The organism is Clostridium amylolyticum (assembly GCF_900142075.1).
GTDB lineage: Bacteria > Bacillota > Clostridia > Clostridiales > Clostridiaceae > Clostridium_AA > Clostridium_AA amylolyticum.
The window spans coordinates 173,162-197,489 of the sequence record NZ_FQZO01000007.1 but is presented as its reverse complement, the minus strand read 5'-3'; the positions used below and the strand labels follow the sequence as shown (position 1 = coordinate 197,489).

Here is a 24,328-nt window from a genome sequence, read left to right as displayed (position 1 = left end):
AAAGCGGCAATTTATTTGCCGCTTTTTAAAAAAGGAGAATTATATGATACAACATAATTATTTAGAAAAAGTTTATGCTGGATTCATAGGAATGAATGCAGGCATTAGGTTAGGTGCTCCTGTAGAACCTACTATCTGGACTTATGAAAGAATAGAAAGAACCTATGGTGATATTACTAATTATGTGAAAGAATTCATAAATTTTGCCGCAGATGATGATGTTAATGGTCCTGTTTACTTTCTAAGAGCTTTATATGATGAAGATCAAAAAGAAGGATTAAAACCACAGCATGTGGCAAAGGCATGGTTAAACTATGCAAGAGAAGGAGTGGGGATGTTCTGGTGGGGTGGTTACGGCACCAGTACCGAGCACACTGCATACCTAAATTTAATAAATGGTATTGATGCTCCAAAATCAGGATCCATTGAACAAAATGGAATAATACTAGCAGAGCAAATAGGTGGTCAAATATTTATAGACACCTGGGGACTAGTGCTGCCAAACAATATAGAAAAGGCTGCAGATTATGCCATGATTGCAGCAAGTGTATCCCATGATGGGGAAGGATTAAATGGTGCTAGGTTTATAGCCGCTTGTATTTCCAAAGCTTTTAATGAGAAAGATCCTATGAAAATAGTTGAAGCAGGCTTAGAAGTAATTCCTGAGGAATCCACCTATAGTAAGGTAACCCAGGCGGTAATAGATTTCTATAAAAAGCACCCCACAGACTTTAGAAAGTGCATGAAGTATCTAGAGGAAAACTGGGGATATGATAAATACAGAGGGGTGTGCCATATTATACCCAATGCAGGAGTTTGTGTACTTTCCCTTTTATATGGTGAAGGAGACTTCAATAGAACCATAGAAATTGCTACTATGTGTGGCTGGGATACGGATTGTAATGCAGGGAATGTAGGCACCATTATGGGAGTAGCTTGTGGTTTGGAAGGCATTAAATCCTGTTATAGAAATCCTATTAATGACTCTGTGGTGCTTTCAGGGATATCAGGATATTTAAATATTTTAGACATACCTACCTATTCAAAGGAGCTTGCCATATTAGGATATAAGTTGGCAAAGGAAGAGATACCAGAATATTTAAAGGATAGCTTTAAAGAAGGAGAAATACATTTTGATTTTGAATTAAGCGGATCCACCCATAACTTTAGAGTATCAGATCCCTTCTACTGTTCATTAAAAAATAGTACAGATAAGGCATATAAGGGTAATGGTTCTTTAGCTGTATTATTTGATAGGATGGAAAGAGGGAAAAAGTGCAAGATCTTCTACAAGCCTTTCTATAGAAGAACTGATTTTAGTGATGAAAGATATATGCCAGTATTTTCACCTACAGCTTATTCAGGTCAAGAAGTATCCATGTTTGTTTATTCAGAAAGATGGAATGGAGAAAGTATATATCTATCCCCTTATGTGAGAAATACCACTACAAAGGAGGACATACTATTAAAAGGCATGGTTATAAAAGATGAGGGATGGAATGAAATTAAATTTACCATACCTGATTTAGATGGAGCCATGGTAGATGAAATAGGGATACTACTAGAAGGAAACTCTCCAGGAAAGTACAAGGATTTAGGCATACTATACATTGATGAATTTAAAATCTCTGGAAAAGCAGATTATGAAATAAAAATCTCTAAACAGAAAAAAGAATTTGCATCCATCATTCCTTTTTCACACAATCATGGGGCATGGAGCATAGAACAAGGATATATGGAAGCTATCACCGTTAACCATGCAGAGGCTGTAACGGGAAATTATTTCACCAAAAATGTTAAATTAACTGGCTCTGTAATACCTCAAAATGGAACAAGCCATTTAATAAGCGGTAGAGTACAAGGTGCTCTTAAGGGATACTATGCAGGTTTCACAGGAGAAAATGAAGTGAGCTTATGCCTTAATAACCATGGGCTAATGGTATTAGCAAAAGCAGATTATAAGTGGGAGCTAGGCAAAGAATATATCTTTGAATTTGAGTTAAAGGATGATTCATTAATATTTAGCATAGATGGACACAAGGTATTAGAAGCAAAAGACTCAACCCTCTCCTATGGAATGGTGGGTTATGCTAAGTACTCATTAGGGAGAAGCTTGTTTGGAGATTTAAAGGTTAAGGAAATATAGATGGCAAAGCTAATCTTTAAAATAAATTCAAAATATATAGATTCACCTAACAGTACTATAATCTATATACCAGATAAGCTAATAAGAAAGGGTATGGTGGAAAAAAGTAAGGTAGTATATATGCTCCATGGTAAGAATGGAGATGAAGAAAGCTTTGGAGATTATTCTAATGCCTATAACTATGCGGATAAATATAGTCTTATATTAGTTATACCAAGCATGGCAAATAGCTTTTATTTAAATATGGAGCATGGAATGAGATATTTTGATTATCTATCAGAAGAGCTGCCACTATATTTAAGCAACACATTAAGGCTTAATAGCCAAAAAGAATATAATTTCCTTTTAGGATATTCCATGGGTGGTTTTGGAGCCTTAAAGCTTGGGTTAACAAATCCAGATAAATATAAAGGAATTTGCAGTCTTTCAGGAAGTTTAAGAAGTTTAGCTGATACAAAGTATAAGATAGAGCATGAAAATAGGATGGATTTGAAATTAGCTTTTGGAGATTGCAATGATAAAGTATATGAAGAAAATGATATATATTATCTTACAAATAAAATATTATATGAGAAGAAAACACTTCCTGAATTAGATATATACTGTGGTAGAAAAGATTCTCTATATGAGGTAAATAAAAGATATATAAACTTTTTAGAAGATAAAGGCATAAGATTTAATTTTACTGAGGATGAAGGACAACATTCCTTTGATTCTTGGGACAAGGAAATTGAAAGATACTTTAGATTAATTTCAAAGTAAAATAAAGGGAGATGAAGCTAATGTTAAGTAGAAATGATTTAATAAACAACAGAGAATTGGCACTAGATAAAGCTTTAGGAGCACTATCAGGGTTAGCTATTGGAGATTCTTTCGGAGACGCATCTAGAAACCAGGAAAATCAAATGAAATATGGTATAACCACTGATTTTAATAAAGGAGCTTCCTGGAGTACCGATGATACAGAGTTTGCTTTATTAACTGCAAAGATAGTAATTGATTCTAAGGGGGATTTTACTACAGAAGATGTGGTAAAGGCTTGGCTTGAAAATGTTGCTGTACAAGATGACTTCCCAAGAGGAGGTTCCAGCGAAATAGAGGGAGCTAGAAATATTAAGAGAGGTATAATGCCACCTTATTCTGGTATGTACAATTCTTACTATAATAGCGATGGAAGCGCTATGAGGATATCTCCTATAGGAATAATATGCGCTGGAGATCCTAAAAAAGCAGCAGAACTTGCAGAAATAGATGCTTGCATCAGTCATTACAGAGAAGGAATTTGGGGAGCTCAAGCTGTGGCTGCAGCGGTATCCGTGGCTATGGTGGATGGAACCATTGATGAAATAATTGAAGCTGCAATAAGTGTTATTCCTAAAGATTCATGGCTATATTATACAATAAATAGAGCATTAGAAATTGTGGAAGAACAAAAGGGAGACTTTTTCAATTCCTGGATGGTGCTTCATGATGAACTATGGACAAGTTATAAAGCCATAGTACCAGAAGCCGTAGCCAGCGCCTTTGGAGTATTAAAGTTAGTAAACAAGGATTTCAAATCAGGAGTTATTGCTGCAGGCAACTTTGGCAGAGATGCTGACACCATAGGAGCTATTGTAGGTGCCATACTAGGAGCAAAATACGGTGCTAAAAATATGCCTGAAAAGTGGATAGAAAAAACAAGATACCCTTCTGGAACCTGCCTAAGCTTTACTAAAGGCTTGGATATAAAGGAACTCAGTGAAAACCTGGCTGATTTAATCAAATAGTTTATTTGCTTTGGAGGTTTCTAAATGAAAATAATTAATATTGGCTCTTTAAATATAGATTATGTGTACGAAGTGGATAGCTTTGTTAAAAAAGGTGAAACCAAGTTATCAAATAAACTTAATATTTATAGCGGCGGAAAAGGACTAAACCAGTCCATAGCCCTAAAAAGAGCAGGAGCAGAGGTTTATCACGGTGGGTTAATAGGTAAGGATGGAAGTTTTTTAAAAGAATTATTAGAGAAGGAAAAGGTAAATACTGATTTTATCAGCATTGTTAACTCTCCTTCTGGACATGCTATCATTCAAGTAGATGAAAGCGGAGATAACTGCATACTCCTCCATGGTGGTGCAAATCAGTTATTTACAGAAGAAATAGTGGATAGTATACTGGAAAACTTTAATAAGGGTGATTATTTACTTTTACAAAATGAAATAAATTTAATGGAGTATATAATAAATAAGGCATCTGAAAAAGGTTTAATCATAGTATTGAATCCTTCTCCTATAAATTCAAAATTGAAATCCTATCCTTTAGATAAAGTAGATATATTTATATTAAATGAGGTGGAAGGTAAAGAATTAACTAATAAAGAAAAGGAAGAAGATATTTTAAATGAACTTATTTCTAAATATCTAAAAGCTCAGTTCGTACTGACTTTAGGAGAAAAGGGAGTAAGATATGGATTTAAAGATGAGAGAATAGAAGTAAATGCAAAACAGGTAAAAGCAATGGATACTACCGCTGCCGGCGATACCTTTACAGGTTATTATCTAGCTTCTATGCTTTCTGGGAAAAGTGTACAAGAAGCTCTAGAAACCGCCACAGTAGCATCTTCTATAACAGTTACTAGAGAAGGGGCTGCTGATTCCATACCTTATATGAAAGAGATTTTGGAATAGAATATAAAGCAAAACACTGGCTTACCCCCCAAAGGGATAAGCCAGTGTTTTTTGCACTTCACACATATGACTTTAACAAAATACAATTACGACTTTTGGATATGCCTCAATAAGTTATAACTCATATGGCTGCCATTGTATTTTTTTATAAATCATCCTCTAAAACTGCAGCCTTAGCATAAGCGGTGGATTTTGCCTCGAAGAAGTCTGTTTTAACCGAGTTGGCATCTGCATACTGATCCACCCAGGGGAGGGGATTTTCTGTGATGTCATATAGGGGTTCCATGTCTAGGTCTTTTAATCTTAGGTTGCCTAGGTATTGTATGTATTCAGAGATAACTTTCTTATTTAAGCCTTGAATCTTATCGCCTATGACGTAGTGGCCCCAGGCTATTTCGTTTTCTACACCTATTTTTATCATGTTTCTTAGCTCTTTTAATACTTCTTCAGTAAATAAATGAGGCTCTTCTTTTCTTAGCTCTTTTATTATATTTTTAAAGAGCCATAGATGAGTATTTTCATCTCGGTTAATATATCTTATCTCTTGAACGCTGCCTGGCATCTTAGAGTTTCTTTCTAGGTTATAGAAGAACATGAAGCCAGAGTAGAAATATATTCCTTCTAATATATAGTTGGCCATAAGAGTCTTTAAAAGGTTTTGAGGAACAGGATTATTTAAAAATTCATTATAAAGATCTCCTATGAATTTATTTCTGCTAAGAAGTATTTTGTCATCTTTCCATTGATATAGTATTTCATTCCTTTTATCTGGCGGACATATGGTATCTAGCATATAGCTATAGGATTGAGAATGAATGGCTTCTTGGAAAGCTTGTATGGTCAAGCATAAATTAACTTCACTAGCGGTGATATAGTTGTTTACATTGCCTAAATTCTCCATTTGCACGCTGTCTAGGAATATTAAGAAGGAAAGGATCTTATCATAGGCGGTTCTTTCATCTTCTGTAAGTATTTTATAATCCTTAAGATCTTGAGCCATGTTTATTTCTTCAGGTATCCAAAAGTTATTCATAGCCTGCCTATACCAGTCTGAGGCCCAGGTATATTTCATATTATTAAAATCGTTAAGATTAGTGGTATTTCCATTTATAAGTCTCTTTTTTGATGTTTCTGTATCTCCTAGTTCATTAAATAATGGTTTCTTATTTAAGGTTTCCATAGTAAATTACTACCTCCTTAGAATTCTCAATTATGTATTTCTTTAAGTCCTATGAAGAACAGCTTTCACAAAGCCCTACGGTTAAGGATTTGGATCTTACGTAGTAAATACTCTTTATGCCGCTTTTCCAAGCATCTATATAAAGATTAAGTATTTGTCTCATGGTGTAGTCTGTGGTTATATAAAGATTAAAGGATTGACTTTGATCTATGTGTTTTTGCCTTGCAGCATTAGCTTTTATGCACCAATGCTGATCTATTTCATAAGCAGATTTATAAATACTTGAATTACTGCTATTAATATCTGGAGCTACCTTAGGGGTTATTATGCCTCGTTTTTCCTCAAAGTAGAACTTAGACATTATGGGGTCAATACCTTCCGTAGTACCAGCAATGGTAGCTGTGGAGCCATTGGGAGCTACTGCAAAAAGATAAGCATTTCTTAGACCATTGGCACTCACCTTTTCTTTAAGCTCTAGCCATCTAGGAGAGGTATAATTTCTTAAACTAAAGTATTCTCCATTTTCCCAATCGGAACCTGAAAAATAACTATACCTTCCTTTTTCTTTAGCTATACTCATGCTGGCTTTTATGGCAAAGTAGTTTATATTTTCATAAACTTTATCAGCAAAAGCTATATGTTCATTACTTTCCCAGGAAATATTATGATTTGCCAGCATATGATGATAACCGCTGGTGCCTAGACCTATGGATCTGTATCTTTTATTAGTTACCTTTGCATAGGGCACTGAATAGTAGTTTAAGTCTATAACATTGTCCATAGCTCTAATTTGGGTTTCCACCACATGCTGGAGTTCCTTTTCATCTTCCACATTTACTCTTCCAAGAACTATGGAAGAAAGGTTACATACCACAAAATCTCCTGGTTTTGTTTTCTCTACTATAATTATGTCTCCATTTTCATCCAATATTTCTTCTTGGACAAATTCTAAGGCACTCATATTCTGCATAATTTCAGTACACAAATTAGTGGAATAAATCATTCCTTTATGCTTATTAGGATTTAATTTATTGGCAGTATCTCTGTTAAAGGTAAAGGGGGTTCCTGTTTCAGAAGCACTCTTGATTATTAGTTTAACCAGGTCCTTAACAGACATTTCTCTTTTATCTATATTAGGGTCTTCTACGCATTCATAGTATCTCTCTTCCCACTCTTCCCCATAAAAGTCACAGAGCTCATAGCCTTTTACCTTTTTTATTTCATGAGGGCACATCATGTACCAAGTGGCATTAATATCAGTTTCAGCTAAACGCCAAAATAAATCCGGATAACTTATACCTGGAAAAACATCGTGAGCTTTTTTTCTATCATCTCCATTGTTGGTTTTCAACTGCAAAAACTCAGGAAGATCTTTATGCCAAGCATCCAGCCATATAGATACGCTTCCGGTTCTCATGCCTAGCTGATCTACAGCAATGGCAGTATCATTAAAAAGCTTCACCCAAGGGATGACACCGCCGGAGGCTCCTTTATAGTTTCTTATATCAGAGCCCAAAGCTCTCACCTTGCCTAAATATATGCCCATACCTCCACCAAACTTTGAAACCTTAGCAAAATTGTCTAGGCTCTTGTATATGCCTTGGAGGCTATCAGATACAGTATCAATAAAGCAGGAGCTTAGCTGATTATAAGGTTTTCTAGCATTGGACATGGTAGGAGTTGCCATGGTAGCTTTTAAGGTGCTTAATACATCATAAAACCTCTTAACCCAATATAATCTATTTTCCTTTTTCTCATTCATAGCTAGGTGAAGGGCAATTCCTATGAACATCTCCTGAGGCAGCTCCATTACCTTTCTATCTCCACTTTGTATCAAGTATCTTTTATATATTAAATTTATTCCGCTATAACCGAATAAGTAATCTCTCTCTGGCACTATGTATTTTTCTGTTTCATTAATTTCTTCTTCAGTATAATTTTCTAATATGTATTTCCCGTATAGCCCTTTATCTGTAAGGTCTTTTATAAGATAATATAAGTGTCCATAAGCTATAGTTTTATCTTTTAGACTGCGGTTTTCTGCAACTTCTTTGTACATGCCCTGTATAAAAAGCTTAGAGGCTGCAAATTCCCATTTTGGATTGGAGTCATCTGTAAGCTCTAGAGCACCTTGTATTATGGATTGAAAAAATTCCTTTTCACTGGCTCCAGCTCTTAAAATATTCTCTAAAGTCTTTAAAAGCTTTTGGGGACTATACTTTTCATCTTCTTCATAAATTTCCTTACAAGCAAACTGGCATATTTCCTTTAAATTATCCTTATTTAACTCTAATTTATAATCCATAACATTAACACTCCTTAGCAAAACATACTACATATAGTAATTGTAAAATATATACACACAATATGTAGTTGCAGAAGTAATTATAAGTTATAAGTGCCAAGGTTGTAAAATCTAAAAAAGCAGAAATTAACTAAATAGACTACTTTATCTAGGTGTAATTATAAAAAGCTTTTATTTAGAATGATAATTATTAAATAGTTATTATAAATTAAATTTAGAAAATAAAAATTATGTTACAAATTGTTTTGAATATTTACATTAATAATTTTACCTTTTTTATGGTAAAATATAGAATAAGGGATTTATAACATTTTATAAGTTCATATATATGAAATTAAAAATGGAGGTAAAGTATGAAAAAGATAGGTAAAGAGTTTATGGAGAAAACTAAGTATAAATATGAAGAAGAAAGCGATCAGGAAAAGGGTATAAAGCAACCTCCTCTAGAATTAAAATACGATTATAAATGCAATATAGTAGACCTTCCTGACCCTTCAGAAATTAATATTAAGGATATAAGTTTAAGGGAAGCCATTGAAGAGAGGCATAGCCTAAGAAGCTATAGCGACAAGAAATTAACCCTGGAGGAATTAAACTTTCTTCTATGGTGCACCCAAGGTATAAGGGACATAAGGGTAGGTAAGGCTACCTTTAGAAATGTACCCTCAGCAGGAGCAAGACATGCCTTTGAAACCTACTTGCTTATTAATAATGTGGAAGGACTTTCCACAGGTGTTTATAGATATATAGCCATAGAAAACAAGCTCATAGAAATAAATATGGAAACGGGCATAGAAGATAAAGTGGTAGAAGCTTGTGCAGGTCAAAAGTTTATAAACAAAAGTGCAGTAACCTTTATATGGACAGCGGTTCCTTATAGGATGAGCTGGAGATATGGCGAAAGAGCCTATAGATATCTACATCTAGATGCTGGACATGTATGCCAAAACTTATATCTATCAGCAGAAGCTATAGATTGTGGAGTTTGTGCTGTGGCAGCCTTTGAAGATGACGAATTAAATGACTTGCTTAAAATAGATGGCAAGGATCAGTTTGCTATCTATGTAGCTGCGGTGGGTAAGAAGTAATGGAGATAATAGTGCTACGAAGAAGTTTCATTTAACCCTAAAGCGACATCTTTCCTATAATTTTAAAAAGCAATATTATAAAGAATAAATTCACATTGTTTTTAGTATTATACATAGAACTTTCTTTACAGAAATATTTTTAGCGAGGTGGTTATATCATGACACAACTAATGATATTATGCGGAGTAGTTATATTGGTTTGTATTACTTCAAGCAAGATAGTATACAGATTTGGAGTACCAGCATTATTTATATTTTTGCTGTTAGGTATGCTTTTTGGCTCTGATGGTATTGGAGGAATATATTTTGATAACTATGAATTAGCACAGGAATTATGCTCTTTAGGGCTTATATTTATCATGTTTTACGGTGGGTTTGTAACTAACTGGAAGGTTGCAAGACCTGTGGCCATGCAGGCCGTATTGCTATCATCTTTGGGAACTGCCATAACTGCAGGACTTACAGGGCTTTTTTGTCATCTTGTACTTAGAACTACTTTATTAGAAGGCTTTTTAATTGGCTCTGTAGTAGCATCTACTGATGCTGCATCGGTATTCTCCATTTTGCGTTCTCGGGAACTTAACCTTAAGGGTGGACTTGCATCCCTCCTGGAGGTAGAAAGCGGAAGTAATGATCCTTTTGCATATATGCTTACCATAGTGGTATTAAGCTTTATAAACAACAGTGCTCAGGGATCTATATTTAAGCTTCTTACCATGCAAATTGTATTTGGGGTAGGCATGGGGATAATACTTGCATCCTTAACTATATTTGTTTTAAACAGGATTAAATTTGAGATAGATGGTGTGTACCCTATATTTATCACTGCCATTGTAGTTTTAGGGTTTGCCTTAAGCGATTTAATTGGTGGCAATGGATTTTTATGTGCCTATGTAACAGGAATTATATTAGGTAACAGTAAAATTACGCATAAGAAGAGTTTAGTACATTTTTTCGATGGTATATCTTGGCTTATGCAGATAATGCTCTTCTTTACTCTAGGACTCTTGTCTTTTCCTTCTCAAATGAAGTTTATTATACTGCCTGGAATACTGGTTTCTTTATTTTTAATTATAGTAGCTCGTCCAGTAGCGGTATTCAGCATACTTAGCTGGTTTAAGATTCCTATAAAGCAACAATTATTTGTTTCTTGGGTAGGGCTTAGAGGAGCTGCTTCCATAGTTTTTGCTATTTTTGTAGTTACTAACGACGTATCCATTAAAAATGATATTTTTCATATAATATTCTTTGTAGCTTTATTTTCTGTTTTGGTGCAAGGTTCTTTAATACCTTATTTTTCAAAGAAGCTGGACTTAGTGGAGCCAGAAAACTCCGTACTAAAAACCTTCAATGATTATGAAGAGGAGCTGCACACGGAATTAAAAGAATATTTAGTGGAAGAGGACAGCCCATGGCTTGGAAAAACAATAATGGATGCCAACATAGATGATGACATTCTAGTTGTTATGATAAAGCGAAACAAAGACATCATCATACCCAACGGTTCTACCATGATCTTTGAAGGAGACATCATGGTACTTACAGCAAATAATTTTGACAACCTACAGACCTTGGAAAGCAATTTGGAAATATAATTTATGATTAGTAAAATATAAATTATGAGAGGGAATATAGATGGGAAAAGAAAAACCTATACTTTGTGAAATTTGCTATGATGAAATCACTGATACGAAGGAATTATTAATAATGGCTACGACTCCCTTGCACAAGGAATGTTATGAAAGAAAATATCAAGATATAAAATGGTATGATAAGTTTTTTAGCTCAAATATCCCATCTAACGGAATATACGGTATTGTAGAATTAATAATTATTAATTTAATTTTCATTATCTTCTTATTTATATTTGGCATTAAATATTGGCCACTAGCTCTAGGATTAATGATACTTACAATATATATTAGATTCTATGGGTGGTTTAAGTACGAAAGGCCCTTAAAAAAGAAAGAAAAATTAAGCGTTAATGATGTTTATAGAGAGAAGAACTATAATATATTTAAGGTGATAAAGGATGTTCTTACAGCAAACTTTAAAATTTATATAGGAATTATTGTTGGCGGGCTTATAGCAGATGCTATAGGATACTTAATAGTGCAATTTATAATTTTCCTATTTTAAAGTTAGATTTAAAGATATATTTACAATATTTGCAAAATGTTATGATTTGTTTGTATTAAGTTGAAGTATAATTAGAATAATAAACATAATGTGTGGAATATAGAAATTTAATACAAATACAGGGAGGTTTTAATGATGAAGGAATCAAAATCATACAGATCCTTGCAAATACTTAATGTTTTATTTTTTATTGCAGTGGTAGCGGTAAACGCTATGGCAAATTTGCTGCCTATTAATGGCTATACCACAGGTGAACTTTCAGATATGTACCCTAATCTCTTTGTACCTGCAGGGTTTACCTTTTCTATTTGGGGCTTAATTTATATTCTTCTTTTAATATTTTGCATATATCAGCTAAAGGGAATAATAAATGGTAATGAAGTAAGAAAAGAAGTGCTAGATAAAATAGGAATACTATTTATAGTTACCTGCATATTCAATATATCTTGGATATTTGCTTGGCATTATTTACAGGTAGGGTTATCCATAATAGTAATGTTAGCTTTCTTAGTAACTTTAATTATACTTCATAGAAGTCTTAAAATAGGCATTGAAGCCACATCCAAAGGGGAAAAGTATGCAGTACACATAGTTTTCAGCATATATTTAGGCTGGATTTCTATAGCCACCATAGCCAATATTACCGCAGGTTTAGTAAATGCTAACTGGGACAGATTTGGCTTATCAGAAGTATTTTGGACAGTGACGGTAATAATAATTGGAACTATAATAACACTACTTATGTTATACAAATATAATGACATTTTCTACAGTTTGGTACCTATATGGGCATTTATAGGCATTATTTCAAAAAGGTTGTCCCAAGGAGGAGCAGAAGCAAAACCTATTGTCACCACTTGTATAGCTTGTACTGTAGTAATAGCTATAGGGATTTTATTAAGAGCAAAGAAATGGTTTGAATATTGAAAAACAGCTTCAGTAATAAGTTAATATAATTTAATTGCTGAAGCTTTTTAAAGCAATTATAAAACATAAGAAAGTCAGGATTTGAAAATGAAAATATACGCATCACATCTTATAGAAACTGAAGAAATGAAAGATATTTTACGGAAATATCCTATAAACTTAGAAATCGTAAACTTTGGAAGTGCAATGATTCTAGATAATTGGCAGCATTATTTAAAAGAATACAAAAAGGACATGGAAGAGTTCATTTCCCAAAGGGAAGTAACTATCCATGGACCTTTTGTGGATATGTCCCCTGGCAGCCCGGATAAAGAAATAAGAAGGGTAACCAGGGATAGATTTCAACTAGCCTTTAACATTGCAAAAGAACTTAAGGCAAAACATATAATATTCCATAGCGGATATATTCCAAAGGTTAGCTATGCAGAGGAATGGCTTGAAAATTCTAAGGAATTTTGGAGGGGATTTACTAAGGACAACCTTAATGATCTGAAAACAAATATGAATCATGAGGGATTGGAGATACACATAGAAAATGTCTTCGACGAAGATTATGTTCTTATAAAGGAATTGATAGAATATATAAATTACCCTAGTGTTTCTGCTTGCTTGGACATAGGACACGCCAATGCAAGTTCTCCTAAGAGCTTAGACCATTGGATCAAAGGTTTGGGCAAAAGTATAGGCTACGTGCACCTCCATAACAATGACGGAAAGCACGATTATCACAACCCTTTGACTAATGGAACCATAGACATAAAAACTACATTAAATCAATTAAAACTCACAGTACCTAATGCTCCTTGGTCCCTAGAGATCTTCAGCAAAGAAGGTATTATTGATTCCATTGAATTAATTAAATCAATAGCAACTATATGAGTTATAACTTATTATTAAGAAACAAAAAATATTATAATGTGGAGATAGCTTAATTATGAAAAACTTTAATATAAACACAGTTTACTTATTAATTTTTACTATAGCAATAATCCTTGCTGTATACTACCTATTGCGTAAGAGAGTGAACTTAATAAAAGGTACTAATGATAAAAAAGTGAGATTTTTGCAAATTACTGTTTATACAATTCTGATAGTACAATTTATTACTAGGCAGTGGGTATTATTAATCCCTGCAGGCATTTTGATATTTGCAATACTCCTTATGACAAGAGAGGAGAAATAAAAAAGGGTAAAGGGTGAAAATGTTAATTATGGTGATAGAATTTAATATGACTGAATTTATATTTAGTAAAGATGGTTTTTTATTTTTTCTTCTTTTATTTATTATTATCTTCTTAGCAGTAAAATTAGCTGTTAGGCCTTTAGCAAAAGATAATAAGAAGGAGTATAGAGATAGAAAAGGATATGTTTTATCTCAGCTTCAAATGATGAATATTATCACTTTGGATGAATATAAAAAAATAAGCAAGAGTATGAAAGATAATGAGTTTAAAAAAGAAGAAGATACCAAGTTTAAAGAGCTTACAGAACTCTTAGAAGAACTAAGAAATAGAGGAATATTAGGAGAAGAAGAATATAAAGTTAAAATGGAGAGGCTTCATAAAAGGTATGGAATAGATAAATAATGGCAGCCATATGAGTTATTAGTCATCTCAGAATAAAAGGGTACATACATAGAAATTATTAAAAATCTATGTATATACCCTTATTGATTTTAATAGTAATTAATCAAATAAGGCCTAAGCGAAGTATTTTTCAAGTTCTTTTAGTTCTTGTAAGTCAAAAAAATATATACATGATTTGAAAATAATAACAATATATTTATATAAATGGGGGTTGGTAAAAATTCACCTACGATTACTTAAGTAAATCAATATAATTAAGGGTAGGATGTATTATTTTATATATTAAGAGGGATTGATAAATAATGATTAAAAAAATATTGGTTTTAGTTATGTTAATTCCTATGATGATTCTAGGTGCTTGTTATAAAGAAATTGATGAAGTTGATAATAGCACTTATATAGAAAGACATTTTCCTAGCATATTGATATTAAGTATTAATGAGAAACATAATTTAAATAAAAATGATAAACTTAATCCTGAATTTTATGATATTGAGTATTTAAAATATGATTCTAAAATTATAGACTGTGCTGATACCATAATAAGCGCATATTCACAAGGATATACAGTGTTGAAAATTAAGATAACTAATCGTGTAAATAAAAAGGAATTACTTTATGAACTTCCTATAACTGTAGTAACAGAGAAGCAAAAGCAAATATATGAAACGGATATATTATGGGATTATATAGGGGCATTGGGATTATCAGACCCTAATATTGAGAGCTTTCCACTATCTTTAAGAAAAGATGAAGTAAAAAATATTAAATTCAAAATAGTAAATACACAAAAGGAAAATGTAAAAATATCAGATATAAATAAAGTTTCTTATAGAGAATATGCCATAGAACCAATTATTGGTAACAATTCAATATGCACATTTCTTAATTTCACACAATGAATATTAAATTGAACTCAATAAAACCCGCTTAAAGCTATGATATATAAAGCTTTAAGCGGGTTTTAATTAGGTACTGTAGTTTTTTTATACCCATTTATTTTTTCATATAAAATCCTTCAAAGAATCATCGTAGATATTTAATTTGCTCTATTTTCAACCTTGGAAGCTATATTATGAAATTCTAATGTGTATATGGGGCTTCCTAGCACAGAATAGTATTGCCCTAGTTTAACTGTATACAAAGTATTGTCAATTTTTACCTCAGCTGGAATTCCATAATTTATGATTTCAAAAGAAAGGTAGTTTTTTGTACAATAATTTTCGATTTCCTGCATAAATATATCTTCTGTCTGAGGTTTCCTTGGCAGATCTTCTATTAGAGTGCGGCTATAGTATTTCAAGCTGGAGTTCAATTCCTTAGCAATATTTTTCAAGTACATAAAATTTAACAACCAAACTAGTAGTAATGTTGCAACGTTTACTAAAACTATATAACGAATTATCTGAGGAATCCAATGAGCAGCAACCATAAAAAATATGCTAAGGATCCATATCCAGTAAACAATGGCGGCGCCTGAAAACAAATGAAATTCTTTTTTTCTAATAGTGCTTCGATATGCCATCCATCTAAGGAACATACCTAGCAGGCAATAACCAACTATGATTGGAATAATGAAAGCTCCAACAATTTGTAAATGAGGCATATCCATATCGATTAGTAAATAAATAAGGGTACTTACAAATAATATTAGCCCTAAAAAAAGTCCTTTCACAGCAATTTCTTTTTTATCTTCCCTTGTCATGATTTTTACCTCCAATCTTTGCTCGAAGAAGTTTGAGATATTTTCTAGAAATAAACTCATCTTCACCATTGTAAAAGGTTGCTTTCATCAGACCGTTCGCCAGGGGACTGTAATATTCTACTTGATTCAGATTAATTATCACTGACCTAGAAATACGGGCAAATTGTTCTGGAAGTATCTCCTCCAGTTCATATAGACGTTTATTAGCCTCATATACTTTGCTGCCAGTGTGTACTAACAACATCTCCTGAACCGTCTCAAAGTATAAGATATGATCACAAGAAATTGAATATATTTTTTCTTGCTGAAAACAAGAGATGGTCATTGTCTGATATGAGTTTTTTTCGATGATTTCCTGTAGTTTAATAATTCCATTATGGTCTTTACAAACCCTTAAGGTTGCACATTCCTCTTCTGGAGAATTTACATACTGTATCTCTACTTTCATGGGTACCATCCTCCTTTTTTATAGAATACAGGTTTATCAATAAAATATCTATATCCTACAGGTTAGTGGTCTGAAATTCCATGTAAGTGGATTAAGGTTGTGGTGAAAATTCAATTATAATTAGAATATATAAAAAACCTTAGCTTTAAACTTATAAAAGCTAAGGTTTTTGTTATAAATAATTTAATTTTAGGTTTTATAGTTAAAGTTGAAATCTGAAAGCCTTATTTGTAGCGGTAATGTTAAAAACTAAAGGATATATGATTTTTCGTAGCCTTGTCTTACGGCTTCTAATATTCTAGCTGGGGAGTTAGCATCTCCAATGACATACACCTTGTTAAAGTTAGCTTCCAGATCTTCAAGAAGTGTTCTATTTGGTCTTATTCCTAAGGATAGAACCACATCATCAGCTTCTACTGTAACTTTTTCATCCTTTGTTAAGTTTATAAGTTCTACAGAACTTTCATTAACTTTTGATAATCTATGAGATGGAAGTATGGTGGTGTTATGCTCTTTTAGTGTTTTCATTACAGTAACTAGGTTTGAAGGATATATTCCTTTTCCAATGCCAGGTAGCATGTCTACAAGAATTACGTCATTATTTCTAACAGACAAGTACTCTGCAGTTTCTAGCCCTGTCATGCCAAAGCCCACTACCATAACCTTTTTACCTTGTAATTTTACTTTTTCACCTAATATATCAGTTACACTATGAACATTTTCTCCTTTAATGCCTTCTACAGGGGGGACAACTGGTGTGGAACCTGCAGCTAAGTAAACTGCATAAGGATTTAGAGCTTTCAGTTCATCTATAGTAGCCTCAGTATTTAACCTTATGTCCACATTTAGCTTATTAAGTTGATTTTCATAATAATTTAGGAACCATCTTAATTTTTCTTTTTTAGGAGGGTTAGTACCATAAGCCACCATTCCTCCTAATTCTTTTTCCTTTTCAAATACAACTACTTTAAAGCCTCTCTCTGCTAAGTTCTTTGAAGCTTCTAATCCAGCAGGACCAGATCCTATAACAGCAACTACCTTGTCATTACCATCCTTCTTAAGGTTTGCAAATTCTAATTCTCTTCCTAACCTTGCATTTACAGCGCACTTTATTGTTCTTCCAGCAGATAAGTCTTCAATACAATATAGGCAGGATATACATGGTCTAATATCTTCATCTCTACCTTCCATGGCTTTCAATGACCATTCAGGATCTGCTAGTTGAGCTCTTGCTACTCCTGCAAAATCCATAACGCCTTCTTCTAAAAGTGCTTCAGCGGTATTAGGAAGTTTAATGTTATTTACAGCTATTACAGGTATTTTAACAGCTTCCTTAATAGTTTTAGCTAAGTGTTTTTTCCAGCCCTCTTCAAAGGCAATAGGCTCTATTATAGTATATCCAGACTCATAGTTACCGCTACTTACATTAATAGCATGAACTCCTATGCTTTCTAGATATACGGCACTTTTAACTGCATCTTCTAGGGTTATTCCACCTTGTACAAACTCATCGCCATCTATTCTAACGCTTATAGGAAAATCAGGTCCGCAAATGTTTTTAATGCCATATATAATTTCAGTTACAAATCTCATTCTTCCTTCAAAGCTTCCGCCGTATTTATCCGTTCTCTTATTGGTATAAGGACTTAAAAATTGGCAAATTAAATATCCATGAGCACCATGAAGTTCTACCCCATCTATACCAGCAGTTTGTGCAATCTTTGCTCCTTTTACAAAGTTTTTAACCATTGCTTCTACTTCTTCAGTAGTCATCTCTCTTGGCTCTTCTTTACAAACCTTGCAAGGTATTGCACTAGGAGCTACTAGCTGTTTTCCACCTATAAGCTGAGCATGACTTTGTCTTCCAGGGTGATGAAGTTGAAGAAATATCTTTGTGTCATACTTATGCACTGTTCTAGCTAGTCTTTCCAGCTGCACCACATGCTTTAGGTCAGTAACGCTAAGCTGATTCATGGTACCAACTCCGGTTTCCTCATCAACCCTAGTTATCTCTGTTATAATAAGACCGCATCCGCCTTTGGCTCTTTCCTCATAATATCTTATTATTTCAGCTGAGGCTTCTCCTGTAGAACTGGCCAAGCTTGTACCCATAGCTGGCATAACTATTCTGTTTTTAAGTTCTAGGTTACCAATTTTCCCTTTAGAAAATAACTTTTGGTATTTCATATACAATCCCTCCTGAAAACGTTGACTATGTCTATAATTTAACATATTTAAACCCCCTTTACTATATGCATGGTGCATAAACAATGTTGTATTTACTGTGCATAATAGCTATAATTAATGAAAAGGGGTGGGGGATAAAATGATATTTAGTGAAATATATAACAAAATAAACCCTTCATGTAATATAAGAGGTTACAATCTAAAGAAGGATAACTTCATAAAATCTATAGAATTCATAACTGAAGGTTCAGATTTTAATAACAACTCATGCTTATTTATTGGAAAAGCATCTAAAATAGAGAGTCAGGAAATAACCCAAGCTTCATTGGTAATTATTAATGATAATAACTTGAAATTGCAACACTTAAGCTCTGTAGATTATATAGAATTATCTAATGAAGAGGATGTATACAAGGTGTTTAATATGGTGGTAGAATTACTGCTTAAAGAGAAAAATACTATAAATCCTGCATCTCAATTCTTATCCACTTTAGCAGAGGGAAAGGGAATGGAAGAAATCCTTGAAACCGGTGCAAGATTATTAGGCAATCCACTAGTAGTAATAGATGCAAGTTATTCAGTAATAGCACACACAAATGAAAATTATATAACAGATGAAATATGGAAAAGAAATATATCTTTAGGGTACTGCAGCTATGAATTTATAGCTGCGGTTAAAAGACTTAAGTCTGTAAAAGAAGCTGAGAATAATAACGAACCTTTTGTTGTAGTTTGTGATGAAAGCCCAGTAAGAAAACTGGTAAGCAAGATTATAATCGATGCACAACCTGTAGGCTTTTTAATCCTTCTTGAGTGTGAAGGAAGGATAACTGATGATACCTTAATTATATTTAAAACTCTTAATTATGCAGTAAAAGAAGAGCTGAATAAGGATAGTTATAACAAAAACTTAAAAGGGGTTAAGTATGAAAATTTCTTGCTTGACCTAATACAAGGTAAGATGGAAAGCGAAGAGTTGGCCATGGAAAGGGCAAAAAGTAACCAGCTTAATTTTTCAGATAACCTATATGTAATAACTTTAGATATATTATATTACAATATGGACAAGAGGGCAGGGAAAAGCTTAAGTGAATCCATAGAATATGTGCTGCCAAACTCCAAAGCTCTTTATTATAAAGATCACATCATGGTGCTCTTTGACTTAAGAAATGTTACAGAAGGAGAAGGGGCGTTTAAAAAGTTAGAGGAGTTTTTAAGAAAGGTAAGCATAAAAGCAGCAGTAAGCTCTAGGATATACAATCTTACAGATGTTAAAAAGGGCTTTTTGCAAGCTAAAAAAACTCTAGAACTAGCTGATAGAATAAAGGCTTTTGGTTCTTTATTTTACTACGAAGATTACAAATTCTATGATCTCTTAAGCAAAGTTCATGGAAACCTTATGGAGTTTTGTAATACCTCAGTGGTAATGCTATATGACTATGATAAGACCAATAACACCGACTATTTTCAAACCCTTTGTACTTATATAGAAAATAATGAAAACATAAACAAAACTGCGGAAGCCTTATTCCTTCACAGAAACACTCTAAGCTACAGGATAGATAAGATTGAAACTATTACAGGCCTTAATTTAAAAGATAGCCAGCAAATATTCAACATCAGCTATAGTTGTAGAATTTTAAAATATATAATAGCTGCCATATGAGTTATAACTTATTAAAACCCTGGACATGCTGTGAAGCATATGCCCAGGGTTTTTAGAGTGAATTAATTTGTTGGCATTATTAATTTTTTGGATTTGGTTTAATTGGTTAGTAAAAGAGTATATATTAATTTATTTATATATATCCAAATTGATTCTTCCGTCTTTTATTTCCACTATTCTATCTGCCTTCTCAGCAATGCGCCTGTCATGAGTTATAACCACTAGGGTGGTATTAAATTTTTGGTTTATATCCCTTAGTATGTTATAGACATTTTCAGTGGATTCCGAGTCTAGGTTTCCTGTGGGCTCATCTGCAAGGATTATCTTAGGATTATTGATAAGTGCCCTAGCTATAGCTGTTCTTTGCTGCTGACCACCAGACATATTGGTAGCTAGATTGTTTTTTACCTTTGTTAGACCTACCATATCTAAGAGTTCTTCAGCTCTTTCTATTGTTTCCTTGGAAGGTTTAGAGTACTGAATATTATAAGGCATCAACACATTTTCCAGGGCTGTAAACTCTGGGAGAAGGTAATGGAACTGAAATATGAAGCCTATGGTTTGGTTTCTAAGGTCGGCTAATTTATTTTTCTTCATGGTGTCAGTTCTTGTACCATCTATATATACTTCTCCGCTAGTGGGTTTATCCAAGGTGCCTAATATGTTTAGTAAGGTACTTTTACCACTTCCGGAAGCACCTATTATGGAGTTGAAGCTTCCTTCTTCAAAGGAAAGATTTATATCATAAAGCACTTGAGTTTTTATAGTGGTGCCGTATATCTTATTTATATCTTTTAAGTTAATTATATTATTAGCCATTTTTTATCACCTCTATAGGATTAAGTTTAGATGAACGCCTTGCAGGAATAAGGGAAGCTAAGGCAGCAGAGGCTACGGCTATTAAAGCTGAAAGAGCTATAAATCCATAGTCTATATAAAGGTCCACCACAGGGGTTCCATCGGGATTTAAAGCAAACTTTGTAAACATAAAGCTTAATCCAAGACCTAAGGCTAATCCTAATATTGCGCCTAATACTCCTAGTAAAAGTCCTTGGAACAAGAAGACCAGACTTGCGCTTCTATCTTTAATACCCATGGCTTTTAGTATTCCAATCTGCTTTGATTTTTGTACCACAGTGATAGCAAGTACACTAGCTATTCCCAGCACCACTGCCACTAACACAAAAACTTGAATCATTATACTAGATACGCTTTGGCCATTTAATCCGCTAAGTAGCTCAGCGTTTTGGCTTTTCCAGTTATCTACTATTAAATTGTTATCTAAATTAGAATAAACACTCTTAGCTATTTCATCTGCCTTGAAAATTTCTTTAACCTGCATTTCAATACCTGTTACTTTGTTGTCCATGGTAAATATATTTTGAGTAGCTGCCATGGTGGTTATCATCCAGGATTTGTTTAAGGAAGCTACCTTAAGATCATAAAATCCTGTGACCTTCACCTTATGGCTTTTTCCTGAAGAGGTTATGATATCCAAAGTATCTCCAGTGTCAGCGGAAAGTTCCTGTTGCAGTTCCTTACCAATAATAACTTCGTTATCATTTTCAGGAAACTTTCCAGCGTATAATCTGTTTTTTATATTATAGATCTTATCAGAACTACTAATGTCCATGCCCCTCATTAAAATAGAATAGGTTTTATCATCCTTTTTAATAAGAGCAGGAGCATCTGCAGTAGCAGATATGTTTATTATCCTGTTGTCTGCATCTTTAATCTTGTTTATTTTGTCTTCATAGTTATCAATTAATTTATTATCTTCATTAGAAGTCACTGTAATCTGTGGAGAATTACCTATAGTCTTATTTATCAAGCTCTTTTGAAGTCCTTGAATTAATGAGCCGATAAAAATTTGAACAGACACTCCCACAGCTATCCCTAAGGCTATTAATATAGTTTGTCCTTTATTAGATTTTAAAAATCTCACAGCAATCTTAAATGGAAGTCTCATTTTGTGTCCCCCTCTGCCAATTTAACCAAATCCTCAAAGCTTTGAAGCTGCATATCTGCTCCTATTTCTTTGTACACATCCTTGTTATTGTTAAAGGCAGCTCCACCAACAATAATCATAACTTTGGAACTGGTTTCTCTGATTTTTTCTATAGTTCTTTGGGTATTCACGATATTATAGTAATTGGTAACGCTAAGTGCTATGTAGCTTATATCCACAGCTTCCATGGCGCCCACAAACTCATCTGTAGGGGTATTGCTTCCCACAAACATAACATCATATCCTAAAAGGGTAAAGTAATCCGCCACCATCCTAGCACCAATCTCATGATATTCCTCACTAGGACAAACCACCGCTACCTTCTTATTTATATTAAATTGATACTTTTCTTTTCTTTCTTTAACAACATACAGGTAGCAGTTTTCAATGATCGTCCTAATAATAGAACTCCTTACATGCTCTCTCCATATTAAAACCTTGTTATCTTCATTAGCTTCCATACTATTTAAAGCAGGAGTGAGCACCTGATTATATAACCCAACTATGTCTAACTCTTTATTTTCCAGCTTTTCTAAGGCAAATCTTAAAGCGCCTTCCTTATCCTCTTTTTCAATTAGTTTCATGAATTCATCATATATTTTATTCATAATAAAACTCCTTATGGATAATTATTATTGTTTATATTTTTATAATATATCACGTATTGAAATAAATCAAGTAATTTTAAATAAAATATCACGAATTGTGATAAAATATTTTAAGAATTAAAATTTGTAAAAGTGTTCTTCTGACTATATAACAGTTTACAAATATTGTATATAATTATATTAGTAAGTAATATTAAGGAGGGGTAAATTATATATGAAAAGAATGGTTTCTATTGTTTGCTCTATGGTGTTATTTGCCGCAGTGATGATGGGCTGTAAAAAGCCTGCTTATGAGTTTTCTATAAATACTGATAAAAATTCTTATTCCCCTGCCATGTCATCTATCCGAGGAATAACTTTGAGTCCAAGCTTAAAGACAGAGGATAAAACCTCTAACCTTATATATCATTGGAGTACGACCTCCGGAGGATTTCTTAATACAGAAGGCAATACAACTACCAAAGAAATTAAGAACAAAGGGGAAGGGGTATTGTGGACAGCTATAACAGATGGGGGAGAAAAAGCTGAGAAAAGCATAACTATAACTTTAAAGTTGGAAGATAAGGGCAACGGGAAGGTGCTTGCTGAAAATAGGGTGGTGTTAGAAGAGAAGGAAGGGAGTTATTGGGTTAAGAAGTGAAGTGTGATATAATTTTATTATTAAAACCCTAATTAAAGAAGAACATGAGAAAAAATATGATTTTAGGGTATAGGAGTGTTGAAATACTTACAATGAAAACTACATTGATAAAAGATAGAAGTGAGTTAACAAAATCTGAAAATAAGATTTGTGACTATATTGAAGAGTATATGAATAATAGCATATACATGACAGTTACTGAAATTGCTAATAACTGTGGAGTAGGAGAAGCCACTGTTACTAGATTTTGTAGGAAATTAGGATTTAGAAGTTTCTTGGAATTTAAGATGACTATGGCTCAAGAACTAAAGGGATCTTCCAACTTTGATGAAATAGAAGATGGTAAAATACAAGAGTCGGACTCTATAGAGATAATTGCAAAAAAATTTTATGATACTAGCGTAAAGTTTTTAGATAAAAGTTTGAATAAGATAGATTTTAGACAGTTGGAAGAGATTACAGAACTGCTCCTTAATGCTAATAGAATACATTTTGTAGGGGTAGGAAATTCAGGGATAATAGCAGAGGATACTTATTATAAATTTATGAAAATTGGATTAAATTGCAATTTCTATAAAGAAAGTCATACTATTGCAATGATGTCCCCTTTGATGAAGACCGGAGAAGTTATGTTTATCATATCTCGAAAAGGAAATACTCCTGAGATAAATACTTCAGCAGAGATAGCAAAAGAAAATGGAGTGAAAATAGTATCAATTACTGAAAATTTGCTATCAAAATTAGTAAGAGTAAGTGATTATGTAATTAATTATGAGGAACAAGAAACTAAATTAGAGAATGAAATTCTCACCTCAAGGATACCTGAGATGTTTATAATAGATTTAATATATACAAATGTAGTAAGAAAAAATCTAAAGAATGCCTCAGAAAATAAAGAAAAAACTAGCAATGCTCTAGAACTAATAAGTAAACAACAGTGATTATAAAAACTAGAAGAAATATGCCACGGATTACCGTGGTACATTTTTTTCTAGTTTTTTTATTTTTGAGCTCAAATAGCTTTAT

Annotated in this window: 22 protein-coding genes; 14 read left to right on the top strand and 8 right to left on the bottom strand. The window is 33.1% G+C overall.

Annotated features, from left to right (window positions below; genetic code table 11):
* Positions 1–43: 43 nt before the first annotated feature.
* Genes BUA82_RS15820 through BUA82_RS15805 form a run of 4 tightly spaced genes read left to right on the top strand, consistent with a single transcriptional unit; the run spans position 44 to position 4,815 of the window.
* Positions 44–2,146 carry an ADP-ribosylglycohydrolase family protein gene (locus BUA82_RS15820; RefSeq protein ID WP_073010439.1) on the top strand — a complete coding sequence of 701 codons (2,103 nt, stop codon included), beginning with the start codon at positions 44–46 and terminating at the stop codon, positions 2,144–2,146.
* Positions 2,147–2,908, top strand: a complete 762-nt coding sequence (locus BUA82_RS15815; protein ID WP_073010437.1) for an alpha/beta hydrolase — start codon at positions 2,147–2,149, stop codon at positions 2,906–2,908.
* 20 nt (positions 2,909–2,928) lie between these two features.
* Positions 2,929–3,915, top strand: a complete 987-nt coding sequence (locus BUA82_RS15810) for an ADP-ribosylglycohydrolase family protein (RefSeq protein WP_073010435.1) — start codon at positions 2,929–2,931, stop codon at positions 3,913–3,915.
* Positions 3,916–3,939: 24 nt separating this feature from the next.
* Positions 3,940–4,815 (top strand): ribokinase, encoded by an 876-nt coding sequence (locus tag BUA82_RS15805; protein WP_073010433.1) that lies wholly within the window; start codon positions 3,940–3,942, stop codon positions 4,813–4,815.
* 145 nt (positions 4,816–4,960) lie between these two features.
* On the opposite strand, the gene BUA82_RS15800 is transcribed toward BUA82_RS15805, so the two are convergent.
* Positions 4,961–5,995: a ribonucleotide-diphosphate reductase subunit beta gene (locus BUA82_RS15800; RefSeq protein WP_073010431.1), complete on the bottom strand. Its 1,035-nt coding sequence runs from the start codon at positions 5,993–5,995 to the stop codon at positions 4,961–4,963.
* A 49-nt stretch (positions 5,996–6,044) separates the two neighbouring features.
* Complete coding sequence (locus tag BUA82_RS15795; protein ID WP_073010429.1) at positions 6,045–8,300, bottom strand: ribonucleoside-diphosphate reductase subunit alpha; 2,256 nt, start codon at positions 8,298–8,300, stop codon at positions 6,045–6,047.
* A 353-nt stretch (positions 8,301–8,653) separates the two neighbouring features.
* Between BUA82_RS15795 and BUA82_RS15790 the strand changes: the two genes are divergently transcribed.
* The 7 genes from BUA82_RS15790 (at position 8,654) to BUA82_RS15755 (ending at position 14,942) form a co-directional block, all read left to right on the top strand.
* Positions 8,654–9,388, top strand: coding sequence for a SagB/ThcOx family dehydrogenase (locus BUA82_RS15790; protein WP_073010427.1), 735 nt, complete (start codon positions 8,654–8,656; stop codon positions 9,386–9,388).
* A gap of 158 nt (positions 9,389–9,546) precedes the next feature.
* Entirely contained in the window at positions 9,547–10,983 is a 1,437-nt protein-coding gene (locus BUA82_RS15785) for a potassium/proton antiporter (protein WP_073010425.1), read from the top strand.
* A 40-nt stretch (positions 10,984–11,023) separates the two neighbouring features.
* Positions 11,024–11,527, top strand: a complete 504-nt coding sequence (locus tag BUA82_RS15780) for a hypothetical protein (RefSeq protein ID WP_073010422.1) — start codon at positions 11,024–11,026, stop codon at positions 11,525–11,527.
* 135 nt (positions 11,528–11,662) lie between these two features.
* Positions 11,663–12,454, top strand: coding sequence for a tryptophan-rich sensory protein (locus BUA82_RS15775; protein ID WP_073010419.1), 792 nt, complete (start codon positions 11,663–11,665; stop codon positions 12,452–12,454).
* An 87-nt stretch (positions 12,455–12,541) separates the two neighbouring features.
* Positions 12,542–13,333, top strand: a complete 792-nt coding sequence (locus tag BUA82_RS15770) for a sugar phosphate isomerase/epimerase family protein (RefSeq protein ID WP_073010416.1) — start codon at positions 12,542–12,544, stop codon at positions 13,331–13,333.
* A gap of 317 nt (positions 13,334–13,650) precedes the next feature.
* Positions 13,651–14,040, top strand: coding sequence for a hypothetical protein (locus tag BUA82_RS15760; protein ID WP_143148649.1), 390 nt, complete (start codon positions 13,651–13,653; stop codon positions 14,038–14,040).
* A gap of 302 nt (positions 14,041–14,342) precedes the next feature.
* The gene (locus BUA82_RS15755; protein WP_073010404.1) at positions 14,343–14,942 is read left to right on the top strand and encodes a hypothetical protein; all 600 of its coding nucleotides are present in this window, start codon (positions 14,343–14,345) and stop codon (positions 14,940–14,942) included.
* A gap of 137 nt (positions 14,943–15,079) precedes the next feature.
* Here the strand turns inward: BUA82_RS15755 and BUA82_RS15750 are convergent, their stop codons facing one another.
* The 3 genes from BUA82_RS15750 to BUA82_RS15740 all read right to left on the bottom strand — a co-directional run bounded on the left by BUA82_RS15750 (position 15,080) and on the right by BUA82_RS15740 (position 18,380).
* Complete coding sequence (locus tag BUA82_RS15750; protein ID WP_073010401.1) at positions 15,080–15,745, bottom strand: DUF4318 domain-containing protein; 666 nt, start codon at positions 15,743–15,745, stop codon at positions 15,080–15,082.
* A complete protein-coding gene (locus BUA82_RS15745) occupies positions 15,729–16,193 on the bottom strand; it encodes a LytTR family DNA-binding domain-containing protein (RefSeq protein WP_073010398.1) in 465 nt (154 codons plus the stop codon). Before BUA82_RS15745 ends, BUA82_RS15750 begins: the two co-directional genes overlap by 17 nt.
* Positions 16,194–16,442: 249 nt before the next feature.
* Positions 16,443–18,380 carry an NAD(P)/FAD-dependent oxidoreductase gene (locus BUA82_RS15740; RefSeq protein WP_083599982.1) on the bottom strand — a complete coding sequence of 646 codons (1,938 nt, stop codon included), beginning with the start codon at positions 18,378–18,380 and terminating at the stop codon, positions 16,443–16,445.
* Positions 18,381–18,519: 139 nt separating this feature from the next.
* Between BUA82_RS15740 and BUA82_RS15735 the strand changes: the two genes are divergently transcribed.
* Positions 18,520–20,046: a PucR family transcriptional regulator gene (locus BUA82_RS15735; RefSeq protein ID WP_073010393.1), complete on the top strand. Its 1,527-nt coding sequence runs from the start codon at positions 18,520–18,522 to the stop codon at positions 20,044–20,046.
* 129 nt (positions 20,047–20,175) lie between these two features.
* Here BUA82_RS15735 and BUA82_RS15730 read toward each other — a convergent pair whose 3' ends face one another.
* Genes BUA82_RS15730 through BUA82_RS15720 form a run of 3 tightly spaced genes read right to left on the bottom strand, consistent with a single transcriptional unit; the run spans position 20,176 to position 22,662 of the window.
* The gene (locus BUA82_RS15730; RefSeq protein ID WP_073010390.1) at positions 20,176–20,865 is read right to left on the bottom strand and encodes an ABC transporter ATP-binding protein; all 690 of its coding nucleotides are present in this window, start codon (positions 20,863–20,865) and stop codon (positions 20,176–20,178) included.
* On the bottom strand, positions 20,858–22,015 hold the full coding sequence (locus BUA82_RS15725) for an ABC transporter permease (RefSeq protein ID WP_073010387.1): 1,158 nt from the start codon (positions 22,013–22,015) through the stop codon (positions 20,858–20,860). The genes BUA82_RS15730 and BUA82_RS15725 overlap by 8 nt, the downstream gene beginning before the upstream one ends.
* A complete protein-coding gene (locus BUA82_RS15720; protein WP_073010384.1) occupies positions 22,012–22,662 on the bottom strand; it encodes a cobalamin B12-binding domain-containing protein in 651 nt (216 codons plus the stop codon). Before BUA82_RS15720 ends, BUA82_RS15725 begins: the two co-directional genes overlap by 4 nt.
* Before the next feature lie 214 nt (positions 22,663–22,876).
* Here BUA82_RS15720 and BUA82_RS15715 point away from each other — a divergent pair, with 214 nt between their 5' ends.
* Positions 22,877–23,302 (top strand): hypothetical protein, encoded by a 426-nt coding sequence (locus BUA82_RS15715; RefSeq protein ID WP_073010380.1) that lies wholly within the window; start codon positions 22,877–22,879, stop codon positions 23,300–23,302.
* A 92-nt stretch (positions 23,303–23,394) separates the two neighbouring features.
* Positions 23,395–24,243, top strand: a complete 849-nt coding sequence (locus tag BUA82_RS15710) for a MurR/RpiR family transcriptional regulator (RefSeq protein ID WP_178140752.1) — start codon at positions 23,395–23,397, stop codon at positions 24,241–24,243.
* Positions 24,244–24,328 lie beyond the last annotated feature (85 nt).

What these genes read in the sequence shown, in the direction of transcription:
- BUA82_RS15780 (WP_073010422.1), top strand. Translation starts at nt 11,024, where the DNA reads ATGGGAAAAGAAAAACCTATACTTTGTGAAATTTGCTATGATGAAATC.
- BUA82_RS15795 (WP_073010429.1), bottom strand. Translation starts at nt 8,300, where the DNA reads ATGGATTATAAATTAGAGTTAAATAAGGATAATTTAAAGGAAATATGC.
- BUA82_RS15755 (WP_073010404.1), top strand. Translation starts at nt 14,343, where the DNA reads ATGATTAAAAAAATATTGGTTTTAGTTATGTTAATTCCTATGATGATT.
- BUA82_RS15785 (WP_073010425.1), top strand. Translation starts at nt 9,547, where the DNA reads ATGACACAACTAATGATATTATGCGGAGTAGTTATATTGGTTTGTATT.
- BUA82_RS15800 (WP_073010431.1), bottom strand. Translation starts at nt 5,995, where the DNA reads ATGGAAACCTTAAATAAGAAACCATTATTTAATGAACTAGGAGATACA.
- BUA82_RS15775 (WP_073010419.1), top strand. Translation starts at nt 11,663, where the DNA reads ATGAAGGAATCAAAATCATACAGATCCTTGCAAATACTTAATGTTTTA.
- BUA82_RS15805 (WP_073010433.1), top strand. Translation starts at nt 3,940, where the DNA reads ATGAAAATAATTAATATTGGCTCTTTAAATATAGATTATGTGTACGAA.
- BUA82_RS15770 (WP_073010416.1), top strand. Translation starts at nt 12,542, where the DNA reads ATGAAAATATACGCATCACATCTTATAGAAACTGAAGAAATGAAAGAT.
- BUA82_RS15720 (WP_073010384.1), bottom strand. Translation starts at nt 22,662, where the DNA reads ATGAATAAAATATATGATGAATTCATGAAACTAATTGAAAAAGAGGAT.
- BUA82_RS15715 (WP_073010380.1), top strand. Translation starts at nt 22,877, where the DNA reads ATGAAAAGAATGGTTTCTATTGTTTGCTCTATGGTGTTATTTGCCGCA.
- BUA82_RS15815 (WP_073010437.1), top strand. Translation starts at nt 2,147, where the DNA reads ATGGCAAAGCTAATCTTTAAAATAAATTCAAAATATATAGATTCACCT.
- BUA82_RS15745 (WP_073010398.1), bottom strand. Translation starts at nt 16,193, where the DNA reads ATGAAAGTAGAGATACAGTATGTAAATTCTCCAGAAGAGGAATGTGCA.
- BUA82_RS15735 (WP_073010393.1), top strand. Translation starts at nt 18,520, where the DNA reads ATGATATTTAGTGAAATATATAACAAAATAAACCCTTCATGTAATATA.
- BUA82_RS15820 (WP_073010439.1), top strand. Translation starts at nt 44, where the DNA reads ATGATACAACATAATTATTTAGAAAAAGTTTATGCTGGATTCATAGGA.
- BUA82_RS15740 (WP_083599982.1), bottom strand. Translation starts at nt 18,380, where the DNA reads ATGAAATACCAAAAGTTATTTTCTAAAGGGAAAATTGGTAACCTAGAA.
- BUA82_RS15725 (WP_073010387.1), bottom strand. Translation starts at nt 22,015, where the DNA reads ATGAGACTTCCATTTAAGATTGCTGTGAGATTTTTAAAATCTAATAAA.
- BUA82_RS15730 (WP_073010390.1), bottom strand. Translation starts at nt 20,865, where the DNA reads ATGGCTAATAATATAATTAACTTAAAAGATATAAATAAGATATACGGC.
- BUA82_RS15750 (WP_073010401.1), bottom strand. Translation starts at nt 15,745, where the DNA reads ATGACAAGGGAAGATAAAAAAGAAATTGCTGTGAAAGGACTTTTTTTA.
- BUA82_RS15790 (WP_073010427.1), top strand. Translation starts at nt 8,654, where the DNA reads ATGAAAAAGATAGGTAAAGAGTTTATGGAGAAAACTAAGTATAAATAT.
- BUA82_RS15710 (WP_178140752.1), top strand. Translation starts at nt 23,395, where the DNA reads ATGAAAACTACATTGATAAAAGATAGAAGTGAGTTAACAAAATCTGAA.
- BUA82_RS15810 (WP_073010435.1), top strand. Translation starts at nt 2,929, where the DNA reads ATGTTAAGTAGAAATGATTTAATAAACAACAGAGAATTGGCACTAGAT.